This is a genomic window from Rhizobium sp. SEMIA4064, assembly GCF_003025035.1.
GTDB classification, from domain to species: Bacteria; Pseudomonadota; Alphaproteobacteria; order Rhizobiales; family Rhizobiaceae; genus Rhizobium; species Rhizobium paranaense.
This window is the reverse complement of record NZ_PYJN01000013.1, coordinates 526,890-541,885: the sequence shown is the minus strand read 5'-3', so window position 1 is coordinate 541,885 and position 14,996 is coordinate 526,890. Positions and strand designations below refer to the sequence as shown.

Genomic DNA, 14,996 nt, shown 5'->3' with positions numbered 1-14,996 from the left:
TCCTAGTTAGGATGCGACTTCTTCGCTTTCGAACATCTGCATCGGTTGGCCAGGCATGATCGTCGAGATCGCATGCTTATAGACGAGCTGTGAATGGCCGTCTCGGCGCAGCAGGACGCAGAAATTATCGAAGGACGTAACAACGCCCGTGAGCTTTACGCCATTGATCAAAAAGATTGTGAGTGAAATCTTTTGCTTGCGAACAGTATTGAGAAATAGGTCCTGCAAGTTTTGAGAACGTTCCGCCATCGCGCCGCTTCTTTCTTTTTTGCCAGCCTAAGCCGGTGAAATATCAAGATATACTGAGACCCCGGAAAGGAGATACCCTCACTTTCTCCTCTCCAGCGAATGTTGGTATCAAATCGCAGTCTTTTCCGCAACGTCGAAAAAGGCTTCGCGAATTTTCTGCGAAACGCTCCCGGGATGACCGTTGGCGATCGTCTGGCCGTCGATGGCAACCACCGGAAAACAAATGCTGGTGGCGGCCGTAATGAACACTTCGCGCGCCGCCATCATCTCCTCGACGGAGAAGAAACGCTCGACAACGGTGACCTCCAGTTTCGCGGCGACATCCATCAGCGTCGTGCGCGTGATGCCGCGCAGGATGCCGTGCTCCGCCGGGCGTGTGACCAGGTTGCCATCCGTATCGACGATCCAGACGTTGGTCGCAGCCCCCTCCTTCACCATACTATTATGATCGATATAGATCGCTTCCTGTGCGCCGGCTTCCTTGGCCTGCTGGCGAGCCAGCGCATTCGGCAGAAGCCCGACAGACTTGATGTCGACCCGATCCCATCGATTGTCGCGCACGGTGATCGCCTTGATGCCATTGGCATTTTTCTTGGCGATGACGGACGGATCGGTGCTCTTGGCGGTGACCACGATCGAGGACGGCGTGCCTTCGGCCGGGAAGACATGATCACGGCGGGCGACGCCGCGCGTCACCTGCAGATAGAACAGGCCGTTGCGGACGTGATTGCGGCGCAGCGTCTCGCGAATCACATGGATCAGCGCCGCGCGGCTCATCGGCCAGGCGATGCGCAGTTCGCCGAGTGAGCGGTTGAGACGGTCGAGATGGCGGCTCAGATCGACGATCAAGCCGTGACGGACCTCGCAGACCTCGTAGACACCATCGGCAAATTGATAACCGCGATCCTCGACATGGACCATTGCATCGCTGTGGTTGACGTAACGGCCGTTCACATAAGCTATTCTCGGCATGGCGGACCCTGATCAGAATTTCATAAGAATATGAGAGGGTTGCGGGGCAGATCGGAACTGCCGCGCAAAGGATTTCAGACGCCGAGCGACTTCAGCTTGCGGTGCAGCGCGGAGCGTTCCATGCCGACGAACTCGGCGGTGCGCGAAATATTGCCGCCGAAGCGGTTGATCTGCGCGATCAGATAGTCGCGCTCGAACATTTCGCGGGCTTCGCGCAGCGGCAACGTCATGATGTGATAGTCGTTCTTAGCGGATACCTTCGGCAACATGTCGCCGAGATCGGTCGGCAGCATCTCCGCGGTGATCGGCGTCTCCGGGCCATCGGTGCGCGCGAGAATCATCAGGCGCTCGATATTGTTGCGAAGCTGGCGGATATTGCCCGGCCAATCATGCGCCTGCAGCACCGCCATGGCGTCGTCGCCGATGCGGCGCGAGCGGATGCCAGCCTGCTCGGAAATCTGGCGCATCAATTGGTCGACGAGGAATGGAATATCCTCGCGCCGCTCGGCGAGCGCCGGCACACGCACAGGCACCACAGCGAGGCGGTGATAGAGATCTTCGCGGAACAGGCTTTCGGCGATCCGGCTTTCCAGATTGTAGGCGGTCGACGATATGATGCGCACATCGACTTTCACGCGCTTCGAGCCACCAACGCGCTCGAACTGCTGATCGACCAGCACGCGCAGGATCTTGTTCTGCGTCTCGCGCGGCATCTCGCCGACTTCATCGAGATAGAGAATGCCGCGATGCGCCTCTTCCAGAGCGCCGATCTTGCGCGGCTGGCCCGGCGACCCTTCGGTGCCGAAGAGGGCGATTTCCATCCGTTCGGGGGTGATTGTTGCGGCGTTCAGCGCGACGAAAGGACCGTTGGCGCGCGTCGACTTCTTGTGGATCATGCGGGCCACAAGTTCCTTGCCGGAACCAGAGGGGCCGAAGATCATCACGCGACTGTTGGTCGGGGAGACCTTGTCGATGGTCTGGCGAAGCTGCGAAACGGCAACCGATGTGCCGATCAGCTCGACGGCGTCGCCGGTGCGGCGCTTCAGCTCGGAGACCTCGCGCTTCAGCTTGGAGTTTTCCAGCGCCCGTTCGGCGATCAAGATCAGCCGGTCGGCCTTGAACGGCTTCTCGATGAAATCGAATGCGCCGCGCTTGATGGCGGAGACGGCAGTTTCGATGTTACCGTGGCCAGAGATCATCACCACCGGCAGTTCCGGATGGCGCGTCTTGATCTCATCCAGCAACGACAGGCCGTCGAGCTTGCTGCCCTGCATCCAGATATCGAGGAAGATCAGCCGCGGTGCTCGATCGGAGATCGCCGCCAAAGCGCTGTCGCTGTCGAACGCGGTGCGAGTCTCATGTCCTTCATCCGAAAGAATTCCCGAAACGATTTCGCGAATATCTTCCTCATCATCCACCACGAGAATATCAGATGCCATATACGCTTTCCTTGTCACTTGCTGTCGGGGCGACGGAGGCCTGCTCACGGCGTGGCAAATGCACGCGGATCATGGCACCCCTGCCCTGGTCGAAATCGGCGGGAGCATCGTGCAGTTCTAGCTGCCCGCCATGGTCTTCAATGATCTTCTTGACGATCGCGAGCCCAAGGCCCGTCCCCTTCTCGCGCATCGTCATGTAAGGTTCGAGAATGCTGTGCCGGTTCTCGACCGGCAGGCCGCGGCCATTGTCGATGACGTCGACCGTAAAGCGGTCGCGCTCGGCATCCAGGAATGAACGTACGAGGACTTTAGGCTCCTCGCGGGTCTCGCCGCTCGGCACGCCTTCGATCGCCTCCACGGCGTTCTTGATAAGATTTCCGAACGCTTGGCCCAGCATGCGCGTGTCAAACATGCCTTCCAGGCGCTCCTCGCCGAGTTCGCGTTCGAACTTGACGTGGTTATTGCCCATTTCGCGCAGGAACACGGCGTCACGCAGGATGTCGCGCAGGTCGCTCGGTTCCATCGTCGGCTTCGGCATGCGGGCGAAGGAGGAGAATTCATCGACCATGCGGCCGATATCGCCCACCTGGCGGATGATCGTGTCGGTGCATTGATCGAAGACCGGACGATCGGCCTCGGCGATGTTCTTGCCGAAGCGGCGGCGGATTCGCTCGGCGGAAAGCTGGATCGGCGTCAGCGGGTTCTTGATCTCATGGGCGATGCGACGTGCAACGTCGGCCCAAGCGGTCGAGCGCTGGGCAATGACCAGATCGGTGATGTCGTCGAGCGTGATAACGTAGGATTCATTCGAATCGCGCGACTCCTCGCGCGTCACCTGAACGCTCAGCGTCCGCACCGTGCCGCCACGCACCAGGCTGATCTGCTTGCGGAAGTCGTTGCGATGCCGGGTCGTCGCTTCCGTCACGACCTGCTCGACCTCTGGGGCTATATCGGCCAGGTTCTTGCCGACAAGTTCATCGCTCTTCAGGGTCAGCAGCTCTTCGGCGGATGTGTTGGCAATGGTGATGCGCCGGTCGTGCTCGACGCCGATCACGGCCGCGGTCACACCGGAGAGCACCGCTTCGATGAAGCGACGGCGGTCATCCACCTCGTCCTTGGCTTCGAGGATCTCGTCACGCTGCGTGCGTATCTCCGAGATCATCTTGTTGAAGGTGCGCGACAGGCTGCCGACGTCGCCATCGGCCGCGCGCACCGGCACCAGCACGTTCATGTTGCCGGACGCGACATTGTCGGCGGCGCTGATCAAAAGCCGGATCGGCCGAACGATGCGGTCCGCAACCGCGATTGCGGTCCAGATCGCCGCCAGAAGCACGATCAACGCAAAGCCGATGTAGAGCACCGCAAAGGCGATCTGCAGGGACATGCGCCCCTCTTCCATCGCCTTGTATTCGGCCGTGTTGTCTTCGACCATGCGCATGGCGTTCATGACGCGCGGATCGACGGCCCGGACAGTGTAGAGGAAGGAACCGGGAATCTCGTCCAGTTTGATGATGGCACCGACGAGATTGGTCACCCCAGGCGGGATGAGGGTCGGCTGGCCGTCGGCGGAGGCTTCGAGCGCATCCTTCGGAATTGCCGGCAGCGGACGCTCGGTCTTGATGTCGGCCTGAACAATCGCGCTGCCGTCACGACGCACCAGGAAAGCGCCGAGCAAGCCGCGGCCCTTGGCCTGCCTGGTCATCAGATCGGCAAAACCGGTGCGATCGAGACTGTAGAGCGTGCGATTGCGCTCCAGATCGTTCGCCATGGAAACGGTCTGGCCCTGCAGGTAGCTGGCATTCTCCATCAGATAGGCCTGAGCGACATTCTGCGAGGAGCTGATGATCTGCTGCGTGCGCAGCGCAAACCAGCGATCGAGGCCGACATTCAGCGTCAAACTGGCGACGATGGCCACGAGGATCGCCGGGGTGATGGCGACGATAGAAAAGAGAACGACGATGCGGATATGCAGGCGCGCCGCCGCGCGGCCGCGGCTGCGGGCTTTCACAAGGCGTGCGACTTCACGCGCGATCAGGGCGATCAGACCTAGAACGAACAGGCCGTTGATGACGACGGAAGTGAAGACGACGGATGATGTGGGGGCGACCGGTGTCAGCCCCAGGAGCATCAGAAGCGTGGCGATCGCGCACAAAAGCGCGCCGCCGGCCAAGATCAGGCCAGGAAGGGCGAAGGATGCACGACGGTCCGTCACCTTGACGACCGCCTCGTCGCTCGTTGTCGGCGACCCCGCGTCCTGCTTCATTCCCATCGTCTCCGGGCGCGGGCGGCGGTCGGCGCCCTGGCCAAAATTGCAATCGCACTGCTTTGGCGGCGGCAAGAGCGACAGGCAAAGGAGGAACCGTCATTCGGCTTCGTATCTGATGCGAAACCTCCGTTTCAAATCATTCGAATAATGAGCTGAAACTAATAAACAATTTCCCCTTGCACAGGAACACACTCGACGAATCGCCACCGCAAAAACTGTGAACCGGCTGCGTGACCTTTAAGCAACGCATTGTGGCGAAAATGCAACGCATCCAATCACATTGTCAAGCCGTGCGGGAGCTCCGATAGACGGAAACACCCAGCTCTCTGATCTTTTTGCGCAATGTATTGCGGTTAAGGCCAAGCAGATCGGCGGCTTTGATCTGATTGCCGCGGGTCGCGGTCAGTGCGGCAAGGATCAGCGGATATTCCATTTCGGTGAGAACGCGATCATAGAGCCCCGGCGGTGGCAGATTGTCGCCGAAGCTCGAGAAATAAGTACGCATGTTCTCTTCGACCGCCTGAGCGATGGTCATGTTGCCGGTGCGGACCGGGCCTTTTTCGATCGGGCTATCGGGCACGTCGGCGCGCAATTCCGAATCGATGATCTCGCGGGTGATGACATCCTGCGGATAGAGCGCCATCAGGCGGCGGATGAGGTTTTCCAGCTCGCGCACGTTGCCCGGCCAGGGATAGGATTTCATGAGTTCCAGGGCTTCCTGGTCGAAGCGCTTCGAGCCCAGTCCTTCCTTTTCCGCCTGCTGCACGAAATGACGGACGAGATCGGGAATATCCTCGGCGCGGTCACGCAGCGGCGGCAGGCGCAGCGGCACGACGTTGAGGCGATAATAGAGATCTTCGCGGAAGAGGCCTTGATTGATCGCCTGCTTCAAATCCTTGTTGGTGGCGGCAACGATGCGGACGTCAGTGCGGATCGGCGTGCGGCCGCCGACGGTCGTATATTCGCCCTGCTGCAGGACGCGTAGCAGACGGGTCTGGGCGTCCATCGGCATGTCGCCGATTTCGTCGAGAAACAGCGTGCCGCCCTCGGCCTGCTCGAAGCGACCGGTCGAGCGCGTCTGCGCACCGGTGAAGGCGCCCTTCTCATGGCCGAACAATTCGGATTCGATCAGGTCACGCGGGATTGCCGCCATGTTGATGGCGACGAAGGGGCCATTGCGGCGCTTGCCATAATCATGGAGCGCGCGGGCGACGAGCTCCTTGCCGGTGCCGGACTCGCCGGTGATCATCAGCGTCAGGTCGGTCTGCATCAGACGCGCCAGAACGCGGTAGATTTCCTGCATGGCCGCAGAGCGGCCGACCAGCGGCATGCCGTCCTGCATGTCGTCATCGAGCTTGGCAGGCTTGCGCTTCGGTTCGGACAAAGCGCGGCCGATAATGGCGATCAGCTCCGTCAGGTCGAAGGGCTTCGGCAGATAATCGTAGGCACCCTTTTCGGAAGCCTTGATCGCCGTCATGAAGGTATTTTGCGCACTCATGACCAGAACGGGCAGCTCCGGCCGTGCCTTCTTGATGCGCGGCAGCAGGTCGAAGGCATTTTCGTCGGGCATGACGACGTCGGTTACAACGAGGTCGCCTTCGCCGGCGGAAACCCAACGCCAAAGCGTGGCGGCGTTGGATGTGATGCGTACATCGTAGCCCGCGCGGCTCAAAGCCTGATTGAGCACGGTGCGGATGGCCGCATCATCGTCGGCGACAAGGATCGTGGCTGTCATCGAGTAGTCCCTGTGGAGTTCGGAAGAGGAGCGTCTTCAAGCGTGATGCCTTTGGAGGCCGGCATCAGAACGCGGAAAGTGGTGCGGTGATTCTGGCTGTCACATTCGACGATCCCACCATGATCGCCGATGAGCTTGGCGACCAGCGCGAGACCAAGGCCGGTGCCATTGGTCTTCGTCGTGATGAACGGATCGAAGAGATGCGGCAGGAGATCGGCGGGCACGCCAGGGCCATTGTCGATCACGCAGAATTCCAGCGGCAGCGAGATCTTCTCACGCGTGCCGGCGACCGAAAGGCGGATACCCGGACGATAGGCCGTCGTCAGTACGATCTCGCCATCCGCCCGGTCGCCAACGGCTTCGGCAGCATTCTTCACCAGATTGAGGAAGACCTGCACGAGCTGGTCTCTATTGGCATAGACCGCCGGCAAGGATGGGTCATAGTTCTCGGTGACCTTGATGTTGCGCGCAAAACCGGCTTTTGCCACCGCCTTCACATGATCGAGAACGGAATGGATGTTGACCGGCACGCGGTCGATCGGACGTTCGTCGGAAAAGACCTCCATGCGATCGACCAGCGAAACGATCCGATCGGTCTCCTCGCAAATGAGGCGAGTTAGCCCGCGGTCGTCATCCCCTACCGATTGTTCGAGCAATTGGGCGGCACCGCGGATGCCGGAGAGCGGGTTCTTGATCTCATGCGCTAGCATCGAGGCAAGACCGGTCACCGAACGGGCGGCAGCACGATGCGTCAATTGCCGGTCGATCTTGTCGGCCATGGACCGTTCCTGGAACACGATCACCACGGAGCCGGGTTCGCTCGAAACAGGCGCGACATAGATGTCCACCAGCTTGTCCTGGCCGAGGCGCGGCGAGCTGAGATCGACACGGTATTCATTGACCGGGCCGCGGCGTTCGCGCACCTGGTCGATCAGCGCCAGCAGCGGGCTGCCGAAAGGAATGAAGGTGGAAATCTCATAGCGCGACAGATGCGAGGCGCTGGCGCCGAAGAAGGCTTCGGCCTCCCAATTGGCAAAGGCGATCAGGCCGGCCTCATTGACCATGACGACCGGGTTTTGGATCGCGTTGAGAACGGCCATGGCCACGGCGCTGCCCGTGTGATCCGAGGCTCCGGAATTGGATTTGGAACTCATGCAGCCTCCTGGGCGCATTGGGCGAGATCGGAGCCGTCCTGCAGCGCCGCATAGAACAATGCCGCCACCTCCCGGCTGTCTTTCGAAGTCATGATTCCTGCCTTTTCAGCGCCCGTTATGGTGGGAGCGTAACGGTCCAGATACCAGCCGAGATGTTTGCGGGCATGACGAATGCCAACGGCTTCGCCATAGAACGCGAGCATCATCTGATAGTGCTCAAGGGCGATATCGGCGATCTCGCTGCGGTCCGGATGGCGGTGTCCCGCAAGCACGCCCGCGTGCCAAGGCCGCCCCTGGCAGCCGCGACCGACCATGACGGCATCGGCGCCGGAGCGGCGAAGGATCTCGCGAGCATCCTCCGGTGTGTCAACATCGCCATTGGCGACCAGCGGAATGGAGACGACATCGCGCACGGCGCGGATGGCATCCCAATCTGCCCTGCCCTCATAAAACTGCATGCGCGTGCGGCCATGAATGGTGACGAGCCGAATCCCGGCTTCCTCGGCGCGGCGGGCGATGTGCGGCGCGTTCATGGAATTTTCGTCCCAGCCGAGCCGCATCTTTAGCGTTACCGGGACATCGACAGCCTTGACCGTCGCCTCGATCAGGCTCAGCGCATGATCCGGATCGCGCATCAGCGCCGAACCGGAATAGCCGCCGATGACCTTCTTGGCCGGGCAACCCATATTGATGTCGATGATGTCGGCGCCATTGTCAGCGGCGATCTTCGCCGCCTCGGCCATCCAATGCGCCTCGCGACCTGCCAGTTGCACCATATGTGGCTTCAGCCCGGCGCTTCTCAGGCGAGCCCAGGATTCAGCCGTATCCTGCACCAGCTCGCGGCTGGCGACCATTTCGGTCACGACGAGGCCAGCCCCATAGCGCAAAGCGAGCTGACGAAAAGGCAAATCGGTCACACCCGACATCGGCGCGAGGATCACGCGATTGCGGATGGGCACGGGGCCGATGGAAAATGGGGCTGCAAGCTCGGACGGAAACAAATGATTATCTTTCAGGCACACCATATATCTGCACTATTTTTAGACAGTCTTATGAAGCTTGCCAAGGGGTTTCGGAGAATGCCGATATTTTTCGGGCGAATGCTGGAAAATACCCATTCGAGGCGATAGACCCTGCTGGAGCGAGATCCCGCTTTGGCGATCTGCTTGGCATGATGCTGTCCAAAAACCGCTTTACACTTTTGGAGCTCATGTTGGAGCGAAAGCCTTTCATCCCTGGGGGTTTATGACGCAAATGCACTCAATGCAACCGATGTCGATCGGAATCGTGATCGTTGCTGCCGGACGCGGCGAGCGGGCGGGATCGCCCGAGGAAGGCCCGAAGCAGTACCGCCTGATCGGCGGCCGGTCGGTTATTGCGCATACGCTTGAAAAATTCGTGACATGGTCACAGGCGCAGAAGATTGTGATCGTCATCCATCGCGACGACGAGACATTGCTGCAAACCGCGCTGCAACAGGTTGCCGATTCGCCAGAGGTCGAGATTGCTTTCGGTGGCGCCTCCCGTCAGCAATCGGTGCTTGCCGGGCTTAGGCAGTTGGAAAATGCCGGCGTTACGCATGTTATGATCCACGACGCCGTGCGTCCTTTCTTTGACCATGATCTGCTCGATCGCGTTGCCGCGGCGCTGGCCAAAGGCGCACCCGCCGTGCTACCCGCCATGCCGGTGACGGATACGTTGAAACGAGGCGATGCGGCTGGGTTGGTGACCGAAACCGTGCCGCGCTCGGGCCTTTACGCCGCGCAGACGCCGCAATCCTTCCGTTTCGCCGATATTCTGGCGGCGCATCAAAAGGCTGCAGCCGAAAACAGGACGGATTTCACCGACGATGCGGCGATCGCCGAATGGAGCGATCTGCCGGTAACGCTCGTTGCCGGCAGCGCCGACAATGTCAAACTGACAATCAAAAGGGATATCGCCATGGCCGATGAAAAGCTCTCCGCCGATCTGCTGCCGGATGTGCGCACTGGCAACGGCTACGATGTCCACCAACTCGAGCCGGGCGACGGCGTCATGCTCTGCGGCGTCTTCATCCCGCATGATCAAAAACTGAAGGGTCATTCCGACGCCGATGTCGCGCTGCATGCGCTGACCGACGCCTTGCTCGCCACCTGCGGCGCCGGCGATATAGGCGATCACTTTCCGCCCTCCGATCCGCAATGGAAAGGCGCCCCTTCCCGCATCTTCATCGAACATGCGGCAAAGATCGTCCGCGAGCACGGCGGTACGATCATGAATGCCGATGTCTCGCTGATCGCCGAGGCGCCGAAGGTCGGGCCGCACCGCGAAGCGATGCGCGCCAAACTCTCGGAATTCCTGGGAATCAGCCTTGAACGCTGCTCGGTGAAGGCGACCACGAACGAGAAGATCGGCTTCGTCGGGCGCCGCGAGGGCATTGCGGCCATTGCTACGGCGACGGTGGTTTATCGGGGAGGAAAGGCATGACCCATTTTCCCGACGATATTCTGGCGCTCGCCCAGGGCATCATCACAGATTTCGCGGCCAAGGGCTGGATGGTCGCCACGGCGGAATCCTGCACCGGCGGGCTGATCGCGGGTGCCTTGACGGAAATTCCCGGCTCATCGGCAGTCGTTGACCGCGGCTTCGTCACCTATACGAATACGGCGAAGATGGACATGCTTGGCGTGCAAGAGCAGACCCTGGCGCAGTTCGGTGCCGTTTCCAAAGAGACGGCACTGCAGATGGTTCATGGCGCCCTTTTCCGCTCGCGCGCCGATCTTGCCGTTGCCGTGACCGGCGTCGCCGGACCGAGCGGCGGCTCTGCGGACAAACCGGTCGGCCTCGTTCACCTCGCCGCCAAGGCACGCACGGGCGGCCTCATCCATCATGAAATGCGCTATGGCGATATCGGCCGCGACAAGGTTCGGCTCGCCACCTTAAAGACCGCATTGGAAATGCTCATCACTCTTGGCAAGTAGCACCGCGCCCCCGCTTCAGGCGTAGATCTTCTTCGCGCGTGTCTCGAAGGCATCCGTGAACATACGGAAAGCGCGATCGAACATCGATCCCATCAGGGCGCCAAGGATGCGACTCTTGAATTCGTAGTCGATGAAGAAATCAATGCTGCATCCGCCGTTTTCCGACGGCGTGAAGCGCCAGCGGTTGTCGAGATATTTGAACGGCCCGTCGATATACTTCACATCGATCGCCCGTTCCGCCTTGTTGAGCAGTACCTGTGTCGTAAAGGTCTCGCGGATCGCTTTGTAGCCGACAGTCATGTCGGCGACCAACAATATCTTGCCGTCGCGCTCCTTGCGGTTGCGGACAACCAGCGCCTCGCAAAGCGGCAGGAATTCCGGATAGCGCTCGACATCGGCAACGAGATCGAACATCTGATCAGGCGAATGCGGAACAGGGCGGTGGGTTTCAAACTGAGGCATGAGCGGCAATTAAGCAGGACGGCTCAGAAGATCAAGAAGCCTGCGCATTTCGCCGCGGGATTTTAGCTGCAGAACAGGCACATCCGGGCCGTGTTGAGCGAGGCCGGCAAGCACTTTAGGAGCAAACTTGCGCTCCCAATCCCAGATGTAACGCAGGAATTCCCAATCGATGCGCTCGGGACAACCCGGCGCCATATCGGGGCGCGACCGCCCCTGCCATCGCAGCGCTCTCGATAGAGCTCCCCATACGCATACCCAGCGCGGCATGCGTACCCAAAGGACAAGCTCTGTGCGTGGTAACCTCAGATCAAAGCTTGATGGCCCTGTTCCATCGATCAGCCACCGATCCTCGGCTACTTTGGCCGCGATTAGAGCACGTTCCTCGGCCTTGTCTCTCTTTACCCAGCCCGGCAGCCAGAAAAACTCGCGATCCATCGAGATGTAAGGCAGGTCCAGGCGAGCGACAATTTTCTGGGCCAGCGTTGATTTGCCTCCGCCGGAGCACCCCATGATGAGGATGCGATCGACGCCCCTAAGATGGGCAACTCCTTCGGCTATGCTGCTCAATTCCCTCATATTTCAACCTCACAACGAGTAAGATGCAGCTTTATGAAGTTTCGCGCGATGATGATCTGATGACGGTAGAAACAAAAACCGCGGCACAATCGCCGCGGTTCGTTCAAAAGGCAAGAGATTGGAATTTTACTCTGCGGCCAGCAGAACCTTCTTCTCGCGGGCGGCCCGCAGCCGGGCAAAATCATCGCCGGCGTGATGCGAAGAGCGAGTGAGCGGGCTGGAGGCGACCATCAGGAAGCCCTTGGTGTAGGCAACCGTCTCATAGGACTTGAATTCGTCCGGGGTGACGAAGCTCATAACCTGATGATGCTTGCGGGTCGGCTGCAGGTACTGGCCGATGGTCAGGAAGTCGACGTCGGCTGTCCTGAGGTCGTCCATGAGCTGCAGCACTTCATTGCGCGCTTCGCCGAGGCCGACCATGATGCCGGACTTGGTGAACATGGTCGGATCGAGCTCCTTGACCCGCTGCAGCAGACGGATCGAGTGGAAGTAGCGGGCACCGGGACGCACGGTCAGATAGTTGCCGGCGACGGTTTCCAGATTGTGATTGAAGACGTCCGGCTTGGCGGCGACGACGCGCTCCAGGGCGCCCGGCTTCTTCAGGAAGTCCGGCGTCAGGATTTCGATCGTCGTTGTCGGCGAGGCGGCGCGGATCGCCCAGATCACCTTTTCGAAATGCTCGGCGCCGCCGTCTTCGAGATCGTCGCGATCGACGGACGTGATGACGACGTGGCTGAGGCCCATCTCCTTGACGGCCTTGGCGACGTTTTCCGGCTCGGCCATATCGAGCGCATTCGGCTTACCAGTCGAGACGTTGCAGAAGGCACAGGCGCGGGTACAGATCTCACCCATGATCATGAAGGTGGCGTGCTTCTTGTCCCAGCACTCGCCGATGTTCGGGCAGCCGGCCTCCTCGCAGACAGTGACGAGCTTGTGCTCCTTCACGATCGAGCGGGTTTCGGCATAGCCCTTCGATGTCGGCGCCTTGACGCGGATCCAATCCGGCTTGCGCAGGACTTCCGTATCCGGCCGATGCGCCTTCTCCGGATGACGCACACGCTTGGCATCGGGATTGATCGTGTCGAGAATCGTGACCATGAACGTCTACTTTCCGCCGCTTGCTCGCGGCCTATTCATCGCCGTACGAGTTTGGCGAGAAATATCAGAATGCATGCACCAATGAAACCGGTGACGAAATAACCGAGCCGACCGCCGGGCACGCCGACATGCAGTTGCACCAGAATGCCCGCTGCAACGACCGAGCCGGCAATGCCGAGAACGATGTTGAGGATGATGCCGTATCGCACCTCCATCAGCTTACCCGCGAGCCAGCCCGCGAGACCGCCGATGATGATCAGACCCAGCCAGCCTATGCCTTCCATCGCGCCTTTACCCCTACGCTATCGCCCTTGCAAACAGGACTACGATGATTGCGCCCACCGTTGCGTGAATGATTTCAACCACGAGCGCATTTTGTATGCCCAGCGAGATTCCCAGCCGATTGAACAGGAACCCGCCCACGAAAGCGCCGATCACGCCGCTCAACAAACAACTGATCAGGCCCCCGCCGCCGACAACCAGGCTGGCGAGAAACCCCGCCACCAAACCGATCAACAGAAAGACGATCCAAGCCTCAGTACTGATAGACATGATGATTTCCTTTGCAATTTTCCACCCTCCGGATAGAGGGCGAGCCAGGAGATTATCAAGCGTTGAGTACGCGGCCGTAGGCGTCCAGCACGGCTTCCTTCATCGTTTCCGAAACGGTCGGATGCGGGAAGATCGTGTGCATCAGTTCCTCTTCTGTCGTCTCCAGGTTCATGGCGACAACGAAACCCTGGATCAGTTCGGTGACTTCAGCGCCGACCATATGCGCGCCGAGCAGCTCGCCGGTCTTCTTGTCGAAGATGACCTTGCACAGGCCCTGGTCTTCGCCAAGAGCGATCGCCTTGCCGTTGGCCGTGAACGGGAAGCGGCCGACGCGGATGTCGCGGCCGAGTTCCTTTGCCCTTGCTTCCGTCAGACCGACGGAGGCAACCTGCGGCTGGCAGTAGGTGCAGCCCGGTACCTTGCTCTTGTCGGTCGGATGCACGTTCGGCAGACCGGCGATCTTCTCGATGCAGACCACGCCTTCATGTTCGGCCTTGTGTGCCAGCATCGGCGGGCCGGCGACGTCGCCGATCGCATAGATGCCCGGCACGTTGGTCTTGCCGTAGCCATCGATGACGACGCAACCGCGATCGGTCTTCACGCCGAGCGCTTCCAGACCCAGATTTTCAATGTTGCCCTGTACGCCGACGGCGGAGATCATCCGGTCGGCAGTGATCTGCTGTACCTTGCCATCTTCGGTCTCGATATGCGCGGTGATGCTGTTCGCACCCTTGTCGACCTTGGTGACCTTCGTCTTGGTGAATATCTTCAAGCCGCGCTTTTCCAACTGCTTGCGGGCGATACCGGAAACTTCGGCGTCTTCCACCGGCATGATGGTCGGCATGATTTCGACCACGGTGACGTCGACACCCATCGAGCGATAGAAGCTCGCAAATTCGATGCCGATCGCGCCGGAACCCATGACCACGAGCGATTTCGGCAGGAAATCCGGCTTCAGGGCCTCGAAATAGGTCCAGATCAGCTTGCCGTCCGGCTCGATGCCGGGCAGCGCGCGCGGGCGAGCGCCTGTGGCGACGATAATGTGCTTGGCGGTGTAGGTGCCCTCGCCCTTGACGTTCTTCGGCAGCGGATGCTGCGGCTCGACGACCGGCTTCGTCGATTTGCCGACGACGATTTCGCCTGGCTTGGTAATCTTGGCCTCACCCCAGATCACGTCGACCTTGTTCTTCTTCATCAGGAAGCCCACGCCTGCGTTAAGGCGCGCGGAAACGCCGCGCGAACGGCCGACGACCGCCTTCACATCGGGCGTCACCTTGCCTTCGAGGACAAGGCCATAATCCTTCAGATGATTGGAATGATCGAGGATTTCGGCCGAACGGAGCAGCGCCTTGGTCGGAATGCAGCCCCAATTCAGGCAGATGCCACCGAGGTGTTCGCGTTCGACGATCGCCGTCTTCAGGCCAAGCTGGCCGGCGCGCACGGCGGCGACATAGCCGCCAGGGCCAGAGCCGATGATGATGACGTCGTAATTCTCAGCCATATGTTTCCTGCCTTTGGTTGGCGGCCGGTCGA

The 14,996-nt window shown here is 60.2% G+C and carries 15 protein-coding genes; 2 read left to right on the top strand and 13 right to left on the bottom strand.

The features are described from left to right. Positions 1–6: 6 nt before the first annotated feature. The 7 genes from hfq to dusB form a co-directional block, all read right to left on the bottom strand. Entirely contained in the window at positions 7–249 is a 243-nt protein-coding gene (gene hfq / locus C9E91_RS09195) for an RNA chaperone Hfq (protein ID WP_007693481.1), read from the bottom strand. A gap of 108 nt (positions 250–357) precedes the next feature. Beyond that, entirely contained in the window at positions 358–1,221 is an 864-nt protein-coding gene (locus C9E91_RS09190; RefSeq protein ID WP_107107967.1) for a D-amino-acid transaminase, read from the bottom strand. 74 nt (positions 1,222–1,295) lie between these two features. Further along, positions 1,296–2,660 carry a nitrogen assimilation response regulator NtrX gene (gene ntrX, locus C9E91_RS09185; RefSeq protein ID WP_107107966.1) on the bottom strand — a complete coding sequence of 455 codons (1,365 nt, stop codon included), beginning with the start codon at positions 2,658–2,660 and terminating at the stop codon, positions 1,296–1,298. Next, a complete protein-coding gene (locus C9E91_RS09180) occupies positions 2,650–4,923 on the bottom strand; it encodes a sensor histidine kinase NtrY-like (RefSeq protein WP_107107965.1) in 2,274 nt (757 codons plus the stop codon). Before C9E91_RS09180 ends, ntrX begins: the two co-directional genes overlap by 11 nt. Before the next feature lie 286 nt (positions 4,924–5,209). After that, positions 5,210–6,661: a nitrogen regulation protein NR(I) gene (gene ntrC / locus C9E91_RS09175; RefSeq protein ID WP_107107964.1), complete on the bottom strand. Its 1,452-nt coding sequence runs from the start codon at positions 6,659–6,661 to the stop codon at positions 5,210–5,212. After that, a complete protein-coding gene (locus C9E91_RS09170) occupies positions 6,658–7,815 on the bottom strand; it encodes a two-component system sensor histidine kinase NtrB (protein WP_107107963.1) in 1,158 nt (385 codons plus the stop codon). The genes ntrC and C9E91_RS09170 overlap by 4 nt, the downstream gene beginning before the upstream one ends. Further along, a complete protein-coding gene (dusB, locus tag C9E91_RS09165) occupies positions 7,812–8,840 on the bottom strand; it encodes a tRNA dihydrouridine synthase DusB (RefSeq protein ID WP_107107962.1) in 1,029 nt (342 codons plus the stop codon). Before dusB ends, C9E91_RS09170 begins: the two co-directional genes overlap by 4 nt. Positions 8,841–9,060: 220 nt before the next feature. Between dusB and C9E91_RS09160 the strand changes: the two genes are divergently transcribed. After that, positions 9,061–10,281: a bifunctional 2-C-methyl-D-erythritol 4-phosphate cytidylyltransferase/2-C-methyl-D-erythritol 2,4-cyclodiphosphate synthase gene (locus tag C9E91_RS09160; protein WP_107107961.1), complete on the top strand. Its 1,221-nt coding sequence runs from the start codon at positions 9,061–9,063 to the stop codon at positions 10,279–10,281. After that, positions 10,278–10,775 carry a CinA family protein gene (locus tag C9E91_RS09155; protein ID WP_028753142.1) on the top strand — a complete coding sequence of 166 codons (498 nt, stop codon included), beginning with the start codon at positions 10,278–10,280 and terminating at the stop codon, positions 10,773–10,775. Before C9E91_RS09160 ends, C9E91_RS09155 begins: the two co-directional genes overlap by 4 nt. A gap of 15 nt (positions 10,776–10,790) precedes the next feature. Here the strand turns inward: C9E91_RS09155 and C9E91_RS09150 are convergent, their stop codons facing one another. The 6 genes from C9E91_RS09150 to lpdA form a co-directional block, all read right to left on the bottom strand. Further along, positions 10,791–11,237, bottom strand: a complete 447-nt coding sequence (locus tag C9E91_RS09150; protein WP_028753141.1) for a type II toxin-antitoxin system RatA family toxin — start codon at positions 11,235–11,237, stop codon at positions 10,791–10,793. A gap of 9 nt (positions 11,238–11,246) precedes the next feature. After that, the gene (locus C9E91_RS09145) at positions 11,247–11,813 is read right to left on the bottom strand and encodes a P-loop NTPase family protein (protein WP_107107960.1); all 567 of its coding nucleotides are present in this window, start codon (positions 11,811–11,813) and stop codon (positions 11,247–11,249) included. Positions 11,814–11,939: 126 nt separating this feature from the next. Beyond that, positions 11,940–12,911 (bottom strand): lipoyl synthase, encoded by a 972-nt coding sequence (gene lipA, locus C9E91_RS09140; RefSeq protein ID WP_107107959.1) that lies wholly within the window; start codon positions 12,909–12,911, stop codon positions 11,940–11,942. Between the two features lie 35 nt (positions 12,912–12,946). Further along, positions 12,947–13,195 (bottom strand): GlsB/YeaQ/YmgE family stress response membrane protein, encoded by a 249-nt coding sequence (locus C9E91_RS09135; protein ID WP_107107958.1) that lies wholly within the window; start codon positions 13,193–13,195, stop codon positions 12,947–12,949. A gap of 13 nt (positions 13,196–13,208) precedes the next feature. After that, positions 13,209–13,463 carry a GlsB/YeaQ/YmgE family stress response membrane protein gene (locus C9E91_RS09130; protein WP_107107957.1) on the bottom strand — a complete coding sequence of 85 codons (255 nt, stop codon included), beginning with the start codon at positions 13,461–13,463 and terminating at the stop codon, positions 13,209–13,211. Between the two features lie 55 nt (positions 13,464–13,518). Continuing rightward, positions 13,519–14,964, bottom strand: coding sequence for a dihydrolipoyl dehydrogenase (gene lpdA, locus C9E91_RS09125; protein WP_107107956.1), 1,446 nt, complete (start codon positions 14,962–14,964; stop codon positions 13,519–13,521). Positions 14,965–14,996 lie beyond the last annotated feature (32 nt).